The organism is Ruegeria sp. CDSB029, from assembly GCF_059611125.1.
The window spans coordinates 218,299-234,603 of sequence record NZ_JBXWOX010000001.1 but is presented as its reverse complement, the minus strand read 5'-3'; the positions used below and the strand labels follow the sequence as shown (position 1 = coordinate 234,603).

General features: G+C 58.0%; 15 protein-coding genes. 11 read left to right on the top strand and 4 right to left on the bottom strand.

Translation table 11 applies throughout. The features are described from left to right. Positions 1-51 precede the first annotated feature (51 nt). Both ssb and AC2FI8_RS01135 read left to right on the top strand, forming a co-directional pair. Positions 52-552: a single-stranded DNA-binding protein gene (ssb, locus tag AC2FI8_RS01140; protein WP_496766572.1), complete on the top strand. Its 501-nt coding sequence runs from the start codon at positions 52-54 to the stop codon at positions 550-552. Between the two features lie 18 nt (positions 553-570). Further along, a complete protein-coding gene (locus tag AC2FI8_RS01135) occupies positions 571-1,641 on the top strand; it encodes a site-2 protease family protein (RefSeq protein ID WP_496776554.1) in 1,071 nt (356 codons plus the stop codon). Here the strand turns inward: AC2FI8_RS01135 and aroB are convergent, their stop codons facing one another. After that, positions 1,642-2,754: a 3-dehydroquinate synthase gene (gene aroB, locus AC2FI8_RS01130; protein WP_496776552.1), complete on the bottom strand. Its 1,113-nt coding sequence runs from the start codon at positions 2,752-2,754 to the stop codon at positions 1,642-1,644. Further along, positions 2,755-3,342, bottom strand: a complete 588-nt coding sequence (locus tag AC2FI8_RS01125) for a shikimate kinase (RefSeq protein WP_496738657.1) — start codon at positions 3,340-3,342, stop codon at positions 2,755-2,757. It abuts the gene before it with no gap. A 79-nt stretch (positions 3,343-3,421) separates the two neighbouring features. Here AC2FI8_RS01125 and AC2FI8_RS01120 point away from each other — a divergent pair, with 79 nt between their 5' ends. From AC2FI8_RS01120 to AC2FI8_RS01080, 9 genes are all read left to right on the top strand, one after another. Further along, entirely contained in the window at positions 3,422-3,571 is a 150-nt protein-coding gene (locus tag AC2FI8_RS01120; RefSeq protein WP_496766581.1) for a hypothetical protein, read from the top strand. After that, entirely contained in the window at positions 3,561-5,084 is a 1,524-nt protein-coding gene (locus tag AC2FI8_RS01115) for a hypothetical protein (RefSeq protein ID WP_496766583.1), read from the top strand. Before AC2FI8_RS01120 ends, AC2FI8_RS01115 begins: the two co-directional genes overlap by 11 nt. A gap of 2 nt (positions 5,085-5,086) precedes the next feature. Beyond that, positions 5,087-6,040: a site-specific tyrosine recombinase XerD gene (locus tag AC2FI8_RS01110; protein WP_496766586.1), complete on the top strand. Its 954-nt coding sequence runs from the start codon at positions 5,087-5,089 to the stop codon at positions 6,038-6,040. A gap of 63 nt (positions 6,041-6,103) precedes the next feature. After that, positions 6,104-7,414, top strand: coding sequence for an HlyC/CorC family transporter (locus AC2FI8_RS01105; RefSeq protein ID WP_496722447.1), 1,311 nt, complete (start codon positions 6,104-6,106; stop codon positions 7,412-7,414). A 203-nt stretch (positions 7,415-7,617) separates the two neighbouring features. Continuing rightward, the gene (locus tag AC2FI8_RS01100) at positions 7,618-10,035 is read left to right on the top strand and encodes a GcvT family protein (RefSeq protein ID WP_496776550.1); all 2,418 of its coding nucleotides are present in this window, start codon (positions 7,618-7,620) and stop codon (positions 10,033-10,035) included. 31 nt (positions 10,036-10,066) lie between these two features. Beyond that, positions 10,067-10,666 carry a nucleotidyltransferase family protein gene (locus AC2FI8_RS01095; protein WP_496776548.1) on the top strand — a complete coding sequence of 200 codons (600 nt, stop codon included), beginning with the start codon at positions 10,067-10,069 and terminating at the stop codon, positions 10,664-10,666. A gap of 754 nt (positions 10,667-11,420) precedes the next feature. Beyond that, positions 11,421-12,863, top strand: coding sequence for a Do family serine endopeptidase (locus AC2FI8_RS01090; protein ID WP_496776546.1), 1,443 nt, complete (start codon positions 11,421-11,423; stop codon positions 12,861-12,863). A 181-nt stretch (positions 12,864-13,044) separates the two neighbouring features. Further along, positions 13,045-13,725: a response regulator transcription factor gene (locus tag AC2FI8_RS01085; protein ID WP_058273791.1), complete on the top strand. Its 681-nt coding sequence runs from the start codon at positions 13,045-13,047 to the stop codon at positions 13,723-13,725. Continuing rightward, positions 13,718-15,088, top strand: coding sequence for a sensor histidine kinase (locus AC2FI8_RS01080; protein WP_108858814.1), 1,371 nt, complete (start codon positions 13,718-13,720; stop codon positions 15,086-15,088). The genes AC2FI8_RS01085 and AC2FI8_RS01080 overlap by 8 nt, the downstream gene beginning before the upstream one ends. Here the strand turns inward: AC2FI8_RS01080 and AC2FI8_RS01075 are convergent. Beyond that, complete coding sequence (locus tag AC2FI8_RS01075; RefSeq protein WP_496776544.1) at positions 15,085-15,552, bottom strand: CYTH domain-containing protein; 468 nt, start codon at positions 15,550-15,552, stop codon at positions 15,085-15,087. The two genes, AC2FI8_RS01080 and AC2FI8_RS01075, sit on opposite strands and share 4 nt — an antisense overlap. Further along, complete coding sequence (locus tag AC2FI8_RS01070; RefSeq protein ID WP_496776542.1) at positions 15,549-16,304, bottom strand: ParA family protein; 756 nt, start codon at positions 16,302-16,304, stop codon at positions 15,549-15,551. Before AC2FI8_RS01070 ends, AC2FI8_RS01075 begins: the two co-directional genes overlap by 4 nt. Between the last annotated feature and the right edge of the window lies 1 nt (position 16,305).

Genomic DNA, 16,305 nt, shown 5'->3' with positions numbered 1-16,305 from the left:
ACTTCGCGTCAGATTCGGGCGCGCTCGACACAGACAAGAACGGGGAAATATATGGCAGGTTCAGTCAACAAGGTCATTCTGGTCGGAAATCTTGGCCGCGATCCTGAAGTTAGGAATTTCCAAAACGGGGGCAAAGTATGCAACCTGCGCATCGCAACATCCGAAACCTGGAAAGACCGCAATACTGGCGAGCGTCGTGAGCGCACCGAGTGGCACTCGGTCGCGATCTTCAACGAAGGGCTTGTCCGCGTGGCGGAGCAATATCTGCGCAAAGGCTCGAAGGTCTATCTCGAAGGGCAATTGCAGACCCGCAAATGGCAGGACCAATCTGGGCAGGACCGTTACTCGACTGAGGTTGTTCTTCAGGGGTTCGGCTCGACCCTTGTTATGCTTGATGCACGCGGTGAAGGCGGAGGCGGTTACGGCGGCGGACAGTCAGGCAGCTATGGCGGCGGTCAGGCGGGCGGCGGCTATGGCGATCCTTATGGCGGACAGTCCAGCGCTCCTGCCCCTGCATCCGGCGGAATCGACGACGACGAGATTCCGTTCTAAGGCAAACGGAGACGAAACATGACATGGTCCTTCTCTCTCGGCCGAATACTGGGGTCGGAACTGAGGGTCCATGTCACCTTTTTTCTGCTACTGGGCTGGGTCGCCTTTGCGGCCTATTCCCAAGGCGGGGTGCCCGCCGCGATCGACAACCTGATCTTTGTTCTGGCTCTGTTTGCCTGCGTTGTCGCGCATGAGTTTGGCCACGCGCTGATGGCGCGGCGCTACGGCATCAAAACCCCTGACATTACCTTGCTGCCTATCGGCGGGCTCGCCCGGCTCGAACGGATGCCCGAGAAGCCCATGGAAGAAGTCTGGGTCGCTCTGGCCGGGCCGGCGGTAAATATTGTGATCTGGATCGTTTTGATGGCCATGGGGGCCGGAATGACGCTGGATTCCCTGGCCCGGATCGATTCGACCAGTGCCGGGCTGTTGAACCGGCTGGCCTATGTGAACTTGCTGCTGGCCGTATTTAACATGATCCCGGCCTTCCCCATGGATGGCGGCCGGGTATTCCGCGCGCTTTTGTGTCTGAAGATGGACCGGGTAAAAGCCACACGTATCGCCGCCCTTGCGGGTCAGGTCGTGGCGGTGGCGTTTGGTTTTCTTGGGTTGAGCACTGGTAACCCCCTGCTGGTTTTGATCGCCGTCTTCGTGTTCGTCGCGGCCAATGCCGAAAGCCACGATGTGGCCATGCGCTCGGTCGCGCGGCGGGTGCTGGCCCGCGACGCTATGATTACCGAGTTTCACTCCCTATCGCCCAACGACACGCTTGCAACCGCCGCACAGGCCGTCATTCACACCACGCAACACGAATTCCCCGTGTTGGGTCCGAATGGAGACTTGCTTGGTTTTATAGCGCGCGGCACGCTGTTTACTGCCATGGCGCAAGAGGCACCTCGGTCCGATCTGGCAACTTCGATCATGGAAACCGAGATCCCGCGTGTTGAATTGACCACCGGCTTGGAAACCGTGCTGGAAAAGCTACACAAGGGTGCTCCCGCCGTCGCAGTTTGCACGCAGGCCGGCGCAATGGTTGGCTACATCACCCGCGAAAACATCGGTGAATTGATGGTGATCCGCGGACGCTGATCAGACCGTTGCCAAGGCGTCTTCCAGCACGGACAATACAGCGTCTCTTGGGACGTCCGAAGTTACGAACGCCTGCCCGATCCCACGCGCCAGAATAAACCGCAGCTGGCCGTCGATAACCTTTTTGTCCTGCGCCATCAGATCAACCAGTGCCTCGGCACCCGGCAGATCTCCGGGAATGTCGGCCAGATCGGTTTTCATTCCCATTGCACGTAAGTGCGCCCGAACACGGCTTGGCTCCTCCTGTGAGCACAGCCCAAGACGAGAGGACAACTCAAACGCCAGTGCACAGCCGATGGCAACGCCTTCACCGTGCAGCAATCGATCAGAATAGCCGGTGGCCGCTTCAAGCGCGTGACAGAACGTGTGCCCAAGGTTCAGCAGCGCACGGTCGCCCTGTTCAGTCTCATCGCGGGCTACGATATCGGCCTTCATCTGAACCGAGCGTGTCACCGCCCGCACGCGCGCGGCCATATCGCCAACCGAAACGTCGGGACCGTTAGATTCGAGCCATTCAAAGAACGCAGCATCGCCCAGCAGGCCGTATTTGACCACCTCGCCATAGCCCGACAGGAAATCCCGCTGAGTCATCGTGCCCAGAACCGAAGTGTCCGCCAGAACCAGTGACGGCTGATGGAATGCCCCAATCAGGTTCTTGCCCTGTGGTGCGTTGATCCCGGTTTTTCCGCCAACAGAACTGTCCACCTGCGCCAGCAAGGAGGTCGGTATCTGGACGAAACGGACACCGCGCCGCAAAACGGCCGCGGCAAATCCCGCAAGATCACCAATGACGCCGCCACCCAAAGCGATGACCACATCGCGGCGTTCGACTTTTTCCGACAACAGCCACTCAACTGCGCGTTCGAAATGCGGCCAGCTTTTGGTGGCTTCGCCCGCGGGCAAGGCCAGCGAGGTCATCTCAATACCAGCTGTTGCCAGACCATCCCGCAACGCATCAAGGTGCAACCCGGCCACGTTCTCATCTGTCAGAACGGCGACCTTGGGCCGGTGCAGCAAGGGCGCAATCATAGTGCCGGATTGTGCCAGCAGGTCGGGCCCGATTTCCACGTCATACGAGCGTTCACCTAGCTCTACATGTACGGTTTGGTGCATTTACTTCCGTTCCAATACGTCGGGGCGCGTCAACATCGACTCCACCACCCGATCCACCATATTTTCGATCGAGGTTTCGCCATCGGACTCAACCGTCAGACCTGCTTGCGCATAAACCGGGACGCGGGCCTCATACAAGGCGCGCAAGGTCGCATAAGGGTCGGCCGTGCGCAGCAAGGGCCGCGTGTCCTTGTGTTTGACCCTGTTCCACAACACCTTCAAATCAGCACGCAGCCAGACTGAGACCCCGCGTTCGGTGATCATCTGACGATTCAGCTCAGACAGAAACGCGCCGCCGCCGGTGGACAGGATGCCTTTTTCCTCGTCCAGCAGACGCCCAATGACCTGACTTTCCTTGGCGCGAAAAAACGGCTCACCGTCACGCTCGAAAATCTCGGGGATGGTCATATTGGCGGCCGATTCGATCTCGGCGTCGCTGTCGAGGAAGGGAACGCCCAACCTTGCGGCTAAAGCACGGCCCACAGCCGTCTTTCCGGCCCCCATCATGCCAACAAGAACGACGGTTTTGTGCAGTTCAAAGACCGCATCAGTCCCTTCTGTGTGGGTGTTATGCTTAATTTCGCTCATTTCAACGTGAATGACGTGATCTTACGAAAAATGCCAGCTATAACTATGGCAAAAGACAAAATTGGGGCAGCGTTGAGCAATGGGCCGTCTGATCAAGTTCTTGATATATATTGTTTGCCTGAGTTTTGTCGGGCTGGTGGGATATGCTTATCTGGGTCCGATATTTGGGGTGGATTTCTCGGCCCCGCAAGACGAGATCCGAGAGCCGGTAATCCTGAATGTTGAATAAAGCCGCACTGGCTGCATTGTTGCTGGCTGGATCAGCGCAGGCGCAACAGGCTCCTCTTTCCGTCATCGATTGGCTGACGGACCCTCCGGAAAACCTGCCAGGGACTGTCCTGTTGGAACCACCGGTCACGGAGACGGGCATTCAGCCGGATATCCAAGTCTCTCCGCTTGAGGCACTGTCACAGCCGTTGGGGCTTGTGTCGTCGTCGGTGACTGGCCTGCCGGTGCACCTTTGGCAGAATAGTGATGCCGACCGGCTGGCCGAGCTGATCACCGATGTGCCGGTTCGCTATAACCCCGCCATGCAGCGGTTGTTGTTTACGCTGATCCTGTCCGAGGCCCGCGCACCTGCCAGTTCCGGCGCCGAGGAAACGCTACTATTGGCCCGCATCGACCGATTGATGCAACTTGGCGCAGCCGACCCGGCGCAATCGCTGGTCCAATTGGCCGGTCCGACCGACACACGCGACAGGTTCCAGCGCTGGTTTGACGCCACTTTACTTACTGGAGACGAGGATCGCAGCTGTACGTCCCTGATCGCGAAGCCACACCTGTCTCAGGACTACGCCGCGCAAATATTCTGCAAGGCGCGGCGTGGAGACTGGCCATCAGCCGCCCTCACACTGGAAGCGGCGCACGCATTGCAGATATTGCCACCAGATGAGCTGGATGTGCTGGATCGCTTTCTCAGCCCCGAGTTGTTTGAAGAAGCCGAATACCTTCCGCAACCAGATGATCCCAGCCCACTGACCTTTCGCCTGTTTGAGGCGATCGGAGAACGCCTGCCATCGGCCCCTCTGCCCCGTGCCTTTGCAAATGCCGATCTGCGGGACGTAGCCGGGTGGAAAGCGCAGATCGAAGCGGCTGAGCGGCTGACCCGCATCGGCGCGCTGACCCCCAACCAATTGCTGGGGCTGTATACCGAGCGCTCTCCAGCCGCGTCCGGCGCAGTTTGGGACAGGGTCGCGGCCGTGCAACGGTTCGAGTCTGCACTGGATTCGCGCAATCCCGACAAAATCGCCCGGGCTTTAAATACTGTGTGGACGCAAATGCGCCTGATCGGATTAGAGGTACCCTTTGCAGAATTGTTCGCAGAACGCCTGTCGCAGATAGAGCTGACGGATCCGTCGGCGGAACAGCTGCGCTGGCGTATCCTGCTGTTGTCCGAACTGTATGAAACAGCGGCCCTTTCTGTGCCCGGTCAATCCGACGAAAATCACTTTCTGGCGGCGTTAGCGCAAGGCGATCCGGGGCGCGCGCGCTCTCCTTCACCTCTGGCGGATGCGGTTGCGCAAGGGTTTGCATGGGCTGCTCCGGTCCCGCCGAATATCGAAACGATGCTAAACAATGATCAATTGGGTGAGGCGGTTTTGGAGGCCATGGGCCGGTTCGCGCATGGGTCGCGCGGCAACCTAGTCGATTTGACAGCAGCCATTGCGACGCTCCGCCGTGTGGGTCTTGAGGACACCGCCCGCCGCGCCGCGCTGAACTTGCTGATCCTGCAGGGCAGTTGATCGTGGTAGCCCCAGCGACGCAGGACTTGTGGATTTCCACCTTTTTACAAGCTCAGGCCGCTGAATTGGGCGCAGCGACCAATACGCTGCTAGCCTATGGCCGCGATCTGAAAGAATTCTCGGCCTGGTTGGAACGTCGAAAAACGGGTTTTCCTGACACACAGAGAGAACAGATTGAGCAATACCTGATTGATTGCGACGCACAGGGCCTGTCCCGTTCCACGCGCGCACGTCGGTTGTCCGCGATCAAGCAACTGTTCCGGTTCGCCTTCGAAGAAGGTTGGCTTGAAGCTAACCCCGCCATTCAGATCAAAGGCCCCGGTCGACAAAAACGCCTGCCCAAAACGCTGGATGTCGCTGAAGTCGATCGTTTGCTTGAGGCCGCGCGCCGCACCGGTCGCAACGATGCAGACCGGGTGCGCAACACCTGCCTGATGGAGGTTCTTTACGCCACGGGAATGCGGGTGACCGAATTGGTTTCGCTGCCAGTCTCCTCGGCCCGAGGTGACCCCCGGATGCTGCTTGTGCTGGGCAAAGGTGGCAAGGAACGGATGGTGCCACTGTCGCCTCCGGCGCGCGATGCGTTGGCGGCGTGGTTGCTTATCAGGGACGAGGCCGAGGACAAGCAGGTTGCAGAAGGTGCTCAGCGTTCCAAGTTCCTGTTTCCGTCTCGCGGCAAATCCGGCTATCTGACCCGGCACAGGTTTTTTCTGCTGGTCAAGGAACTGGCCGTAGAAGGTGGCGTTTCGCCGGAAAAAGTGACACCACACACCCTGCGCCATGCCTTTGCCACGCATCTTCTGGCCAATGGCGCTGATCTGAGGTCGATCCAGACCCTGCTGGGCCATGCCGACGTGGCGACCACGGAAATCTACACCCATGTCCTGGACGAACGCCTGTCAGAGCTTGTGTTGCAACATCACCCGCTGGCGAAAGACGGCGATGACGACGGCTAACCCCTTGATCCACAGCATGCGCACCCCCATAACGGATGCAGTATCACGAACAACTAAGGACCGATGGAACCCTCTTCTGCTTCTCTGATCGACGGCGCATTCTGGTTTACCACAGGCGCCATTCTACTTTTGCTTGTCCTATCGGGCTTTTTCTCGGGTTCTGAAACGGCATTGACCGCCTCGTCGCGCGGAAAACTGCGTGCGCAGGCCGACAAAGGGTCGCGCGGTGCGCAGAAGGCCCTGGACATCACTGACGATAACGAGCGACTGATCGGTTCGGTCCTGTTGGGCAACAACCTTGTCAACATCCTTGCCGCATCGCTTGCGACTGCGCTTTTCACACGGCTGTTCGGTGAAAGCGGCGTTGCGCTGGCAACGCTGGTGATGACCCTTCTAGTCCTGATCTTTGCCGAGGTTCTTCCCAAGACCTACGCGATCACCAATTCGGAAAAGGCGGCCGCTGCCGTAGCACCGATCATCGGTGTCGTCGTGACGGTGTTTTCACCCATCGTTGCAGCCGTGCGCCTGCTGGTACGTGGTGTTCTGCGCCTGTTTGGCGTCCAGATCGACCCGGACAGCAACATTCTCGCCGTGCGCGAGGAAATCGCCGGGGCATTGCAGCTTGGTCATTCCGAAGGCGTGGTCGAAAAGGAAGACCGCGACCGTATCCTTGGCGCGCTTGATCTGGGCGATCGTACGGTTGAAGAGATCATGTTGCACCGCTCGAATATTGAGATGATCGATGCAGACGCTTCGCCCGAGGCCATCCTTCAGCAATGCCTGAAAAGCAGCCACACCCGCCTGCCCGTATTTCGGGATGAACAAGAAAACATCGTGGGTGTCGTACACGCCAAGGATCTGTTCCGCGCAATGTACGCCCATGCCGGCGGCAGTGAGAACGCCGATAACCGACTGAAAGAGTTCGACATCCTCAAGGTCGCGAACGATCCCTATTTTGTTCCGGAAACCACCACTCTGGACGATCAGATGCGCGAATTCCTCCGGATGCACAGCCACTTTGCGCTGGTGGTGGATGAATACGGTTCGCTGCGCGGGCTTATCACGCTTGAGGATATCCTCGAGGAAATCGTGGGCGAGATCGCGGATGAGTTCGACATAGACGAAGACGTTTCTGTAACCCGAACCGAAGATGGGCAGTTTCTGGTCGAAGGAGCCACCACGATCCGCGACGCCAACCGCGCGATGGATTGGTCCCTGCCCGACGATGAGGCAAATACCATTGCCGGTCTGGTCATTCACGAAGCGCAGATGATCCCAACCGTCGGTCAGGTCTTTTCTTTTCACGGCTTTCGCTTTGAGGTGACAAAACGTCAAGGCAACCGGATCACCGAACTGAAAGTTCGCCCTCTCTGAGGACAACCCAAAAAACTGCAAGATTCCACCGGCGTTCTAATCCGAGCGCCGGTTTTCTTTTAGACAACCACCGTATCCTTCCTGTTTGGGTTAGCCAGCAGGCGCCGAACCCGGATCGCCTTCCGCGACACTTTCTGTCGCTGAAGCTATTGCAAAGGCAGCTTTCCTATTGAGACTGACGGCATAGCCATCAGGAGACGTGCATGAAACTCACAACCCAAGTTGCAGTCATCGGCGGCGGAGTCGTTGGATGTTCCGTACTCTATCACCTGACCAAGCTGGGGTGGACTGACGTGATGCTGTTGGAACGGTCCGAGCTGACCAGCGGGTCAACCTGGCACGCGGCGGGCGGGTTTCACACCCTGAACGGTGACACCAACATGGCGGCGCTGCAGGGATATACGATCCGGCTGTATAAAGAGCTGGAAGAGATTACCAGCATGTCCTGCGGTCTGCATCATGTGGGCGGAGTGACGCTGGCAGATAATCAGGATCGGTTCGACATGTTGCTGGCAGAACGCGCCAAGCATCGCTTCATGGGGTTGGAAACCGAAATCGTTGGCCCGGATGAGATCAAAAAGATCGCTCCGATCACCAACACCGACGGGATCATCGGTGCACTCTATGATCCTCTGGACGGTCATCTGGACCCGTCGGGGACCACCCATGCTTACGCCAAGGCGGCCCGGATGGGAGGTGCAACCATCGAAACGCACTGCATGGTACGCGAAACCATCCAGCGCCCCGACGGGACATGGGATGTCGTCACCAACAAGGGTACGATCCATGCCGAACACATCGTCAATGCCGGTGGCCTTTGGGCGCGCGAGGTTGGCGCGATGGCGGGCGTCTATTTCCCGCTGCACCCGATGGAACACCAGTATCTGGTGACAGACTCGATCCCTCAGATCGAGGCGATCATCGACGCTGGCGGCGAGCATCCGCATGTGATGGATCCCGCCGGAGAAAGCTATCTACGGCAGGAAGGGCGCGGGCTGTGTATTGGGTTCTATGAACAGCCCTGCAAACCCTGGGCCGTCGATGGCACACCGTGGGAGTTTGGCCACGAACTGCTGCCCGACGATTATGACAAGATCACCGACAGTATCGAATTCGCATATAAACGCTTCCCCGTTCTGGCCGAGGCTGGTGTCAAATCGGTGATCCACGGACCGTTTACCTTTGCGCCGGACGGAAACCCGCTGGTCGGGCCGGTGCCAGGCATGCGCAACTATTGGTCCGCCTGTGGTGTGATGGCGGGCTTCAGCCAGGGCGGCGGGGTTGGCCTGACGCTGGCGCAATGGATGATCGAAGGAGAGCCTGAGCGCGATGTATTCGCCATGGATGTCGCCCGCTTCGGCGACTGGGTCGGCCCTGGCTATACGCGCCCGAAGGTGATCGAGAACTATCAGAAACGCTTTAGCGTCGCCTACCCCAACGAAGAGCTGCCTGCCGCACGTCCGAACCGGACCACCCCGATGTACGATATCTTAAGCGATCTGGGCGCGGTTTGGGGTCAGCAATACGGGCTGGAGGTTGCGAACTATTTTGCGCAAGGCGATGAGCCGGGCTATGAAACGCCCTCGTTCCGACGTTCGGATGCGTTCGATGCCACAGGCCGCGAGGTTCGCGCTGTTCGCAACGGCGTAGGTATCAATGAAGTCCACAACTTCGGCAAGTACCGCATCACTGGTCCCGGCGCACGAGTTTGGCTGGATCGGGTCATGGCCGGACGAATTCCAAATCCGGGGCGGTTGTCCCTGACGCCGATGCTGTCGCATAAGGGCAAGCTGATCGGGGACTTCACTGTCTCTTGCCTGAGCGAGACCGAATTCCAGTTGACTGCTTCATATGGCAGTCAGGCCTTTCACATGCGTTGGTTTCTGCAACATCGGGAAGACGGCGTTTCCATTGAAAATGTTTCCGACCGATTGAACGGGTTCCAGATCGCAGGCCCAAATGCCGTAGAAGTGCTGGCGGCATGCACCCGCGAGGACATTTCTGACCTCAGGTTCCTTGATGTTCGCCGCATGACCATCGGTATGACCGACTGCACCGTTCAAAGGGTCAGCTACACGGGCGATCTGGGGTACGAAATCTACTGTGATCCGATGGCCCAACGGCAATTGTGGTGGACCCTTTGGCAGGCTGGCCAGCCCCACGGCATGGTGCCCTTTGGCATGCGCGCGATGATGAGCCTGCGGTTGGACAAGTTCTTTGGGTCCTGGATGAGCGAGTTCTCACCCGACTACTCTGCCGCGGAAACCGGGCTGGATCGCTTTATTGCCTTCACGAAGAACACCGACTTTATCGGTCGCGCCGCAGCCGAGCTTGAACGCTCCGAGGGGACCGCGCGCAAACTGGTCTCGTTCGAAGTGGATGCAGACGACGCCGACGTGAATGCCTATGAGCCGATCTGGCTGGATGGTGCGGTCGTCGGATTCTGCACCTCGGGCGGGTATTCACACTATGCCGGTAAATCCATCGCCATGGGCTTCCTGCCCTCGGACCGTATACGCGACGGTTTAGAGGTCGAGATTGAGATACTGGGCCAGATGCGCAAGTCGCGCGTGATCTCAGTATCACTGTTCGACGCGGACGGTGCACGCATGCGGGGATGACAAAAGATGGCCATGGTGGCTATGTGATTGCATGAGAGATATTCCCATCATTCTTCTGGCCGCCGGACAATCCCGCCGCATGGCTGGCGCGGACAAGCTGATGCAAAGCGTCGATGGCATACCCCTGATACGGCGATCCACACAAACAGCGTTGCAGGTAGGCCCGGTGATCGTTGCGTTACCACCTGCCCCGCATCCTCGCCAGGACGCCTTGAAAGGCATGGATGTTGTTGCAGTTGAAATACCCGACGCTGATGAGGGCATGAACGCCAGTTTGCGCGGTGCTCTTGCGCATGTGCCCCCCGATGCCGGGGCTGTCATGGTTTTACTGGCAGATTTGCCGGAAATCACAGTTGGTGACCTGAAGCAGGTCGCAGAGTCTATCCAAGAATATCCAAATTGCTTGATCTGGCGTGGGGCGACAGCCACAGGAAAGCCCGGCCATCCGGTTGTGTTTGCCCGTCCGCTGTTCAGAGAACTCAGTCAACTTACCGGCGATGAGGGCGCGCAGTCCGTTGTGCGGGCGCATAAGAATGCAGTGCATCTTCAACCATTGCCCGGCCAAAACGCCCTGTTGGATTTAGACACGCCCGAGGATTGGGCGCGCTGGCGGGCCAAGAAGGCCACATAACCTGCCTGCCAAAAAAGAAACGGCCCGGTCGATACCGACCAGGCCGTTGCCCAAAACAGGACTACCACTTTTCACCAATCCTGAAAACGCTGCCAAAAATGCCTATGGCACCCTGGCTATTCCGCCGCTGAACCTAAACAAGACCCCCTCGTTAACATGCCGCTTAGCGTTTCCAGTGACTGTGACAAGCCGTTGGCACCCCCTAGTGCCGTCGGCTCCCCCTTCGCTTGGGCAAGATCATCGTCACCCAAACGGTGCTTCCAAACAATGTAAAATTGGAAAGAACGGTTAATTTTTGGCGTCTCGGAATGGTTTTTGCGCAACATCCCGCCGAGGCGAAATCTACCTATAGAAGATCAATGAACTGCCCATTTTAGTCCAAACCTGACGTTATGCATATTCTTTATTAGTTATATATAAAAGTTATAGGGCGCATATGCACTTGATTTGACCAGACTGCAGAAACACACCACAACCAAGAGATGAGCGAATTTTCGCCAAGGCCTTCCAGCGATCCTTTGTTACCAAAACTGAATCAATTCAGGTTAAATCAGGGTTTGACTTTCAAATTGGCAACAATGGCCGATTCGTGACAAGCGATTCGCTATTATCTCGGCGGAACGTCGGCATACAACGACCTGTTTGTGGCGAAATTAAGATTTCTTAATCCTCAGCACAGGAAACTCACAGGTTGATGCCTCATCTCCTCGGTTAACGCGCGGCTGCAATCGCGTGAAATAAACAGGAGACAAAAATGAGCATCCGTAAATCCTCGCTGCTTTTGCCACGTGCAACAGGCCTCGTTGGCGCATCCGCGCTTGGCGCCGCGCTGCTGGCCACGACCGCCCTGCCCTCGCTGGCAGACGAAGCCCTGGCTGATCTGGTTGAAAGCGTGTCCCCCTCGGTGGTGACCATCATCGCCGAACAGGACATTGTGCCCGTGCAAGCACCGGGACAGGGACAGAATTTTGATTTAGAAGACCACCCCTTTGGTGAATTCTTCAAACGCTTCGGAGCGCCTGAGGGCTTTCAGGCACCGCAGCGTGGACCATCGCAAGGCTTGGGATCGGGGTTTGTACTCGACGAAGCCGGGTACATCATCACCAACCACCATGTTGTCGACAATGCCTCGACCGTGACCGTCCGTCTGAGCGACGACCGTAGTTTCAAAGCCGAAATCGTGGGCACCGACCCGCTGACCGATATCGCCGTCCTGAAGATCGACGCCGGCGAAGCGCTGCAAGCCGTTGAGATCGGGGACAGTGACGTTATCCGCGTGGGTGAGGACGTCGTGGCCATCGGCAACCCGTTTGGCCTGCATTCGACCGTGACCACGGGCATCGTTTCAGCCAAAGGCCGCAATATCTCGGCCGGGCCCTACGCTGAATTCATTCAGACCGATGCGGCCATCAACAAGGGCAACTCGGGCGGTCCACTGTTCAACATGGAAGGCGAAGTGATTGGCGTGAACTCGGCCATCTACTCGCCCACCGGCGGGTCGGTTGGTCTGGGCTTTGCGGTGACATCGAACATCGTTGAACATATCGCCGCCGATCTGCGTGACGATGGTCAGGTCAGCCGCGGCTGGCTGGGTGTTTCAATCCAGAATGTCAGCCCAGAGATCGCGGCGGCCATAGGGATCGATGCCTCGACCGGCGCACTTGTGTCAGATGTCGTCGCGGGCAGCCCCGCAGAGGGCGTGTTGGAGCAAGGTGACGTTATCCTGACCTTCAACGACGAAGCCGTCGACTCCAGCAGTGATCTGCCGATCCTCGTCGGAACAACCAAAGTCGGCACCGACAGTGTTATGACTGTTCTACGCGATGGCAAAGAGCAGCAAATTGAGCTGACAATCGGCCAGCATCAGAGCGCCTCAGCCGAGGTCGACAAATCGGTGGACGAAGGTATCTCGGGCACCGCGTTGGGCGTGACCGTCGCACCGCTGACCGACAGCAACCGCGCACAAATGGGCGTAGCTGAGAATGTCGATGGTGTGGTCGTCACTGATCTGAAGCCCGACAGCCCTGCCGCCAAGGCCGGTCTGCAACGCGGCGACGTGATCGTAAAACTGGGCGGTCAAGAGACCGCCTCACCCGACGCGCTGAAGGCTGCGCTGGACAGCGAAAAGACTGACCCCGCACTGGTGCTGATCAACCGGGGCGGAAACCAGATCTTCGTGGCGGTGGAAATCGCCTGACCCGAAGTCCGCGTGCGCCATTTGATGGGGATTTCTGGCGTGCGCCTCCTCGGCGGATTGAATTGTCCGCATTCCGCCGGGACTGCCGGGTGCGCTGCAACGCACCCGGCACGTAATTTACGCAAATCATGTGCTTTTCAGGAAATTTGTGTTTAAATCCCGATAGAAAGGAACCCGAAACATGAGCCGCCGCCTGCTGATCGTCGAAGATGACGAGGACACTCGTGAGTTCATCGCCAAGGGCTTTGGCGAGGAAGGTTATGTGGTCGAGCAGGCCGCAGACGGGCGCGAGGGTCTGTACCACGCCACGGATGGCGGGTTTGACGCCATTGTGCTGGACCGGATGCTTCCTGGTCTTGATGGTCTGTCGCTGATCCGATCTTTGCGAGCCGCAGGGGTCAAGACCCCTACCCTGATGCTGACCGCGATGAGCGCGGTTGACGAACGGGTCAAGGGCTTGCGCTCGGGTGCGGATGACTATCTGGTCAAACCGTTTTCGTTCCAAGAACTGCATGCGCGGATCGAAGCCCTGTTGCGACGCCCGCAGGAATCTGAGGAAACCGCGACGCTGACCTGCCGCGATCTTGAGATGGATCTGTTGACCCGCAAGGTCACCCGCGACGGGCAAGAGATTTCCCTGACCCCGCGTGAGTTCCAGATCCTTGAATTCTTTCTGCGCCGGAAGAACCGCGTTGTATCGCGCACAATGCTGCTGGAAGGTGTCTGGGATTATCATTTCGACCCGAATACCAACGTGGTCGACGTCCATATATCAAAGCTGCGCCGCCAGCTGGATGAAGGCGACAGGCCGCCATTGATTGAAACGGTTCGAGGTGCGGGTTACATGATATCCGATGGATAACTTGCGACTTTCGTTCAATAATTCTCGCACCCGCCTCGTTCTAGCCAGCATGGTTCTCAGCACGTTGCTGACCGCAATCGTGCTGGGGCTTGTATACTTCACCGCCAATCGCAGTATCGAGGGTGAGACCCGTTCAGTGGTATCCGCCGAACTGACAGGCCTGGCAGATGAATACGAACGACGCGGTCTGTTCGGGCTGTTGCAAGCCATTGAACGCAGGATTCCAACCGCGTCCGAGCGGGATGCGCTGTATCTTTTGACCGACCGGTTCGGTGTGAAGCTGGCCGGGAACCTCAAGCACTGGCCTGCGGATGTCACGGCAGGCAGCGGTTGGGTCGATCTGGATCTTCGCCGCGCCGATAACGACCAGTTGGTGCCGATCTCGGCCGCCTCAGTTCGCCTGCCCGGTGGCGAACGCCTGTTGGTAGGTCGGGATGCCCTTGCACGGCAGCAATTCGACCGTGCACTGTTGCGCGCGGTTGGCTTGGCCCTAGCCATTGCACTGGCGCTAAGCCTTTTGACCGGTTGGCTTTTCACCCGGCTGGTATTCACTCGCCTGTCGGAATTTGCGGGCACGGCAGAAAACATCGTGTCAGGTGATCTGTCCCGCCGCATGCCCTTGCGCGGAACCGGGGATGAGCTGGATCAAGTGGCCGGAACCTTGAACAGCATGTTGGACCGGATTGAGGAACTGATCAGCAATCTGCGCACAACCTCGAATTCAATCGCGCATGACTTGCGATCCCCCCTGTCCCGTCTGCGCCAAAGGGTCGAGTCGCTGTCTGACCCGTCCAAAAGTGATCTGGACCGCGAGGTCGACGTGGCCCGCGCTACGGCCGAGATCGACCACGTGCTGCGTGTTCTGGGGCAATTGACTGAAATCTCACGCGCCGAAGCCGGTGTCGGGCGTGAACAATTCGAACCCGTGGATCTGCAGCAACTGATTGGCGACGTCGTCGAGCTGTACGAACCAGTTGCCGCCGATCAGGGCATCTCGCTGGAGGTCGTCGGCACCGCCCACACTGTTCAGGGGCACCGCCCGCTTCTGTCTCAAGCGCTGTCAAATCTTCTGGAAAATGCCATGCGTTATGCCCCGGAAAAGACGGCAATCACGATCACCCTGTCAGAAAGCGGCCCCTACACCTGCCTGAGCGTGCGTGACCGGGGCCCTGGTGTCCCAGAAGAGGATTTACCACGCCTGCAGGTGCCCTTTGTGACGCTCGATCCCGCAAGGACCGAGCGCAACTCAGGCCTGGGCCTGGCGCTGGTGGCAGCGATTTCTCACATGCATCAGGGCGCATTCGAGGCGCGCAATTGCGACCCGGGTCTTGAGGCAACAATCAAACTGGCGCGTAAGCCCTAGATTGGCACACCCTTGATCGCCATCATTTTGTTTTTATAACGTTTATCTGCCGTCACATCTGTTCCGAACCAGTCGGGCGGCGTGTATGCCTGCGCCTCGGCCTCTGTGTCGAACTCCACCTCGACCAGCCGCAGCGGCGCGAGGCTTCCCAGAAAGATGTCCAGCTCAAACACCCGACCGTCTAGCATTTTTCCGGTATAGCGTTCTTTCTCAACCCGACGTCCTTCGGTTTCCGGCCAGAAGGTTTCGAATTGCTCGGCCGTGATCTCGGCCTCGCGTTCCACCCGCACCAAGGAGCCCGCTCCTTTGAGCGTCAAAAAATACCTGTCATTCTTTTGCCGCAGACGCAATTCCGTGGAATCGTCCGGTGCAGTCAGATAGCCTTGGCGGATGACGGCCTTATCCGCGCCGCTCAAGTCGGGCAATTCCGCCACCAGAAACTTGCGTTCAATTTCGGTGCTCATCGCTTTGAAACCACTTCGTTTTCCATCTCGTCGTACAGCTTTTGATATGCCAAACTGGCGGCGCTGCGCGGGGCGAATTCACTGACTGGCGCACGGTTCTGCCCCATCCGTTCGATATCCGCCGCAAACGGGATTGAGCTGTGCAGGAACCGCTTGCGATAGAGCTTTCGCATCGCATCCATCGTCTCAAGGTGCAGGGTCTTGCGCTGTTGCACCATGGAAAAGAATGCTGTCAGCTTTTTCTTCGACAACTTGTTGGTATCGAAAAAACCGACCAACTGATCGAAAGACCGCTCTGACAGCGTCGTCGGGATGACCGGAATCACGATCAGATCTGCGGCTTTAAAGATGTTTTCCGACAGGGTTGAAAAGTTGGGCGGGCAATCCAGAATGATCACCTCATAATCGCTGCCCGCCGAGATCAGCGCTTTTTTCAGCCGCGACCGCTTGTTCCGCATCCGTGACAGGAAGACGTCAAAATCCCGAAAGGTCATGTTTGCTGGCAGCACGTCGAGACCCTCGAAGTCACTGGCGCGAATGGACTTGGTAAACCGCGCGACATCCTCAAAGAACTTTGCATCAGTCAGTTTTTTGGACGGCTTGACGCGCAGATAAAACCCAGACGCCCCCTGCGGATCCAAGTCGCATAGCAAAACCTTGTGCCCTGCTGCCGCGTAGGCATGGGCCAGATTGACCGAGGTGGCGGTTTTACCCACACCGCCCTTGTTGCTGTAACAGGCAATGATCTTCACT

What these genes read in the sequence shown, in the direction of transcription:
- AC2FI8_RS01115 (WP_496766583.1), top strand. Translation starts at nt 3,561, where the DNA reads ATGTTGAATAAAGCCGCACTGGCTGCATTGTTGCTGGCTGGATCAGCG.
- AC2FI8_RS01085 (WP_058273791.1), top strand. Translation starts at nt 13,045, where the DNA reads ATGAGCCGCCGCCTGCTGATCGTCGAAGATGACGAGGACACTCGTGAG.
- AC2FI8_RS01120 (WP_496766581.1), top strand. Translation starts at nt 3,422, where the DNA reads ATGGGCCGTCTGATCAAGTTCTTGATATATATTGTTTGCCTGAGTTTT.
- aroB (WP_496776552.1), bottom strand. Translation starts at nt 2,754, where the DNA reads ATGCACCAAACCGTACATGTAGAGCTAGGTGAACGCTCGTATGACGTG.
- ssb (WP_496766572.1), top strand. Translation starts at nt 52, where the DNA reads ATGGCAGGTTCAGTCAACAAGGTCATTCTGGTCGGAAATCTTGGCCGC.
- AC2FI8_RS01095 (WP_496776548.1), top strand. Translation starts at nt 10,067, where the DNA reads ATGAGAGATATTCCCATCATTCTTCTGGCCGCCGGACAATCCCGCCGC.
- AC2FI8_RS01075 (WP_496776544.1), bottom strand. Translation starts at nt 15,552, where the DNA reads ATGAGCACCGAAATTGAACGCAAGTTTCTGGTGGCGGAATTGCCCGAC.
- AC2FI8_RS01105 (WP_496722447.1), top strand. Translation starts at nt 6,104, where the DNA reads ATGGAACCCTCTTCTGCTTCTCTGATCGACGGCGCATTCTGGTTTACC.
- AC2FI8_RS01090 (WP_496776546.1), top strand. Translation starts at nt 11,421, where the DNA reads ATGAGCATCCGTAAATCCTCGCTGCTTTTGCCACGTGCAACAGGCCTC.
- AC2FI8_RS01135 (WP_496776554.1), top strand. Translation starts at nt 571, where the DNA reads ATGACATGGTCCTTCTCTCTCGGCCGAATACTGGGGTCGGAACTGAGG.
- AC2FI8_RS01100 (WP_496776550.1), top strand. Translation starts at nt 7,618, where the DNA reads ATGAAACTCACAACCCAAGTTGCAGTCATCGGCGGCGGAGTCGTTGGA.
- AC2FI8_RS01080 (WP_108858814.1), top strand. Translation starts at nt 13,718, where the DNA reads ATGGATAACTTGCGACTTTCGTTCAATAATTCTCGCACCCGCCTCGTT.
- AC2FI8_RS01125 (WP_496738657.1), bottom strand. Translation starts at nt 3,342, where the DNA reads ATGAGCGAAATTAAGCATAACACCCACACAGAAGGGACTGATGCGGTC.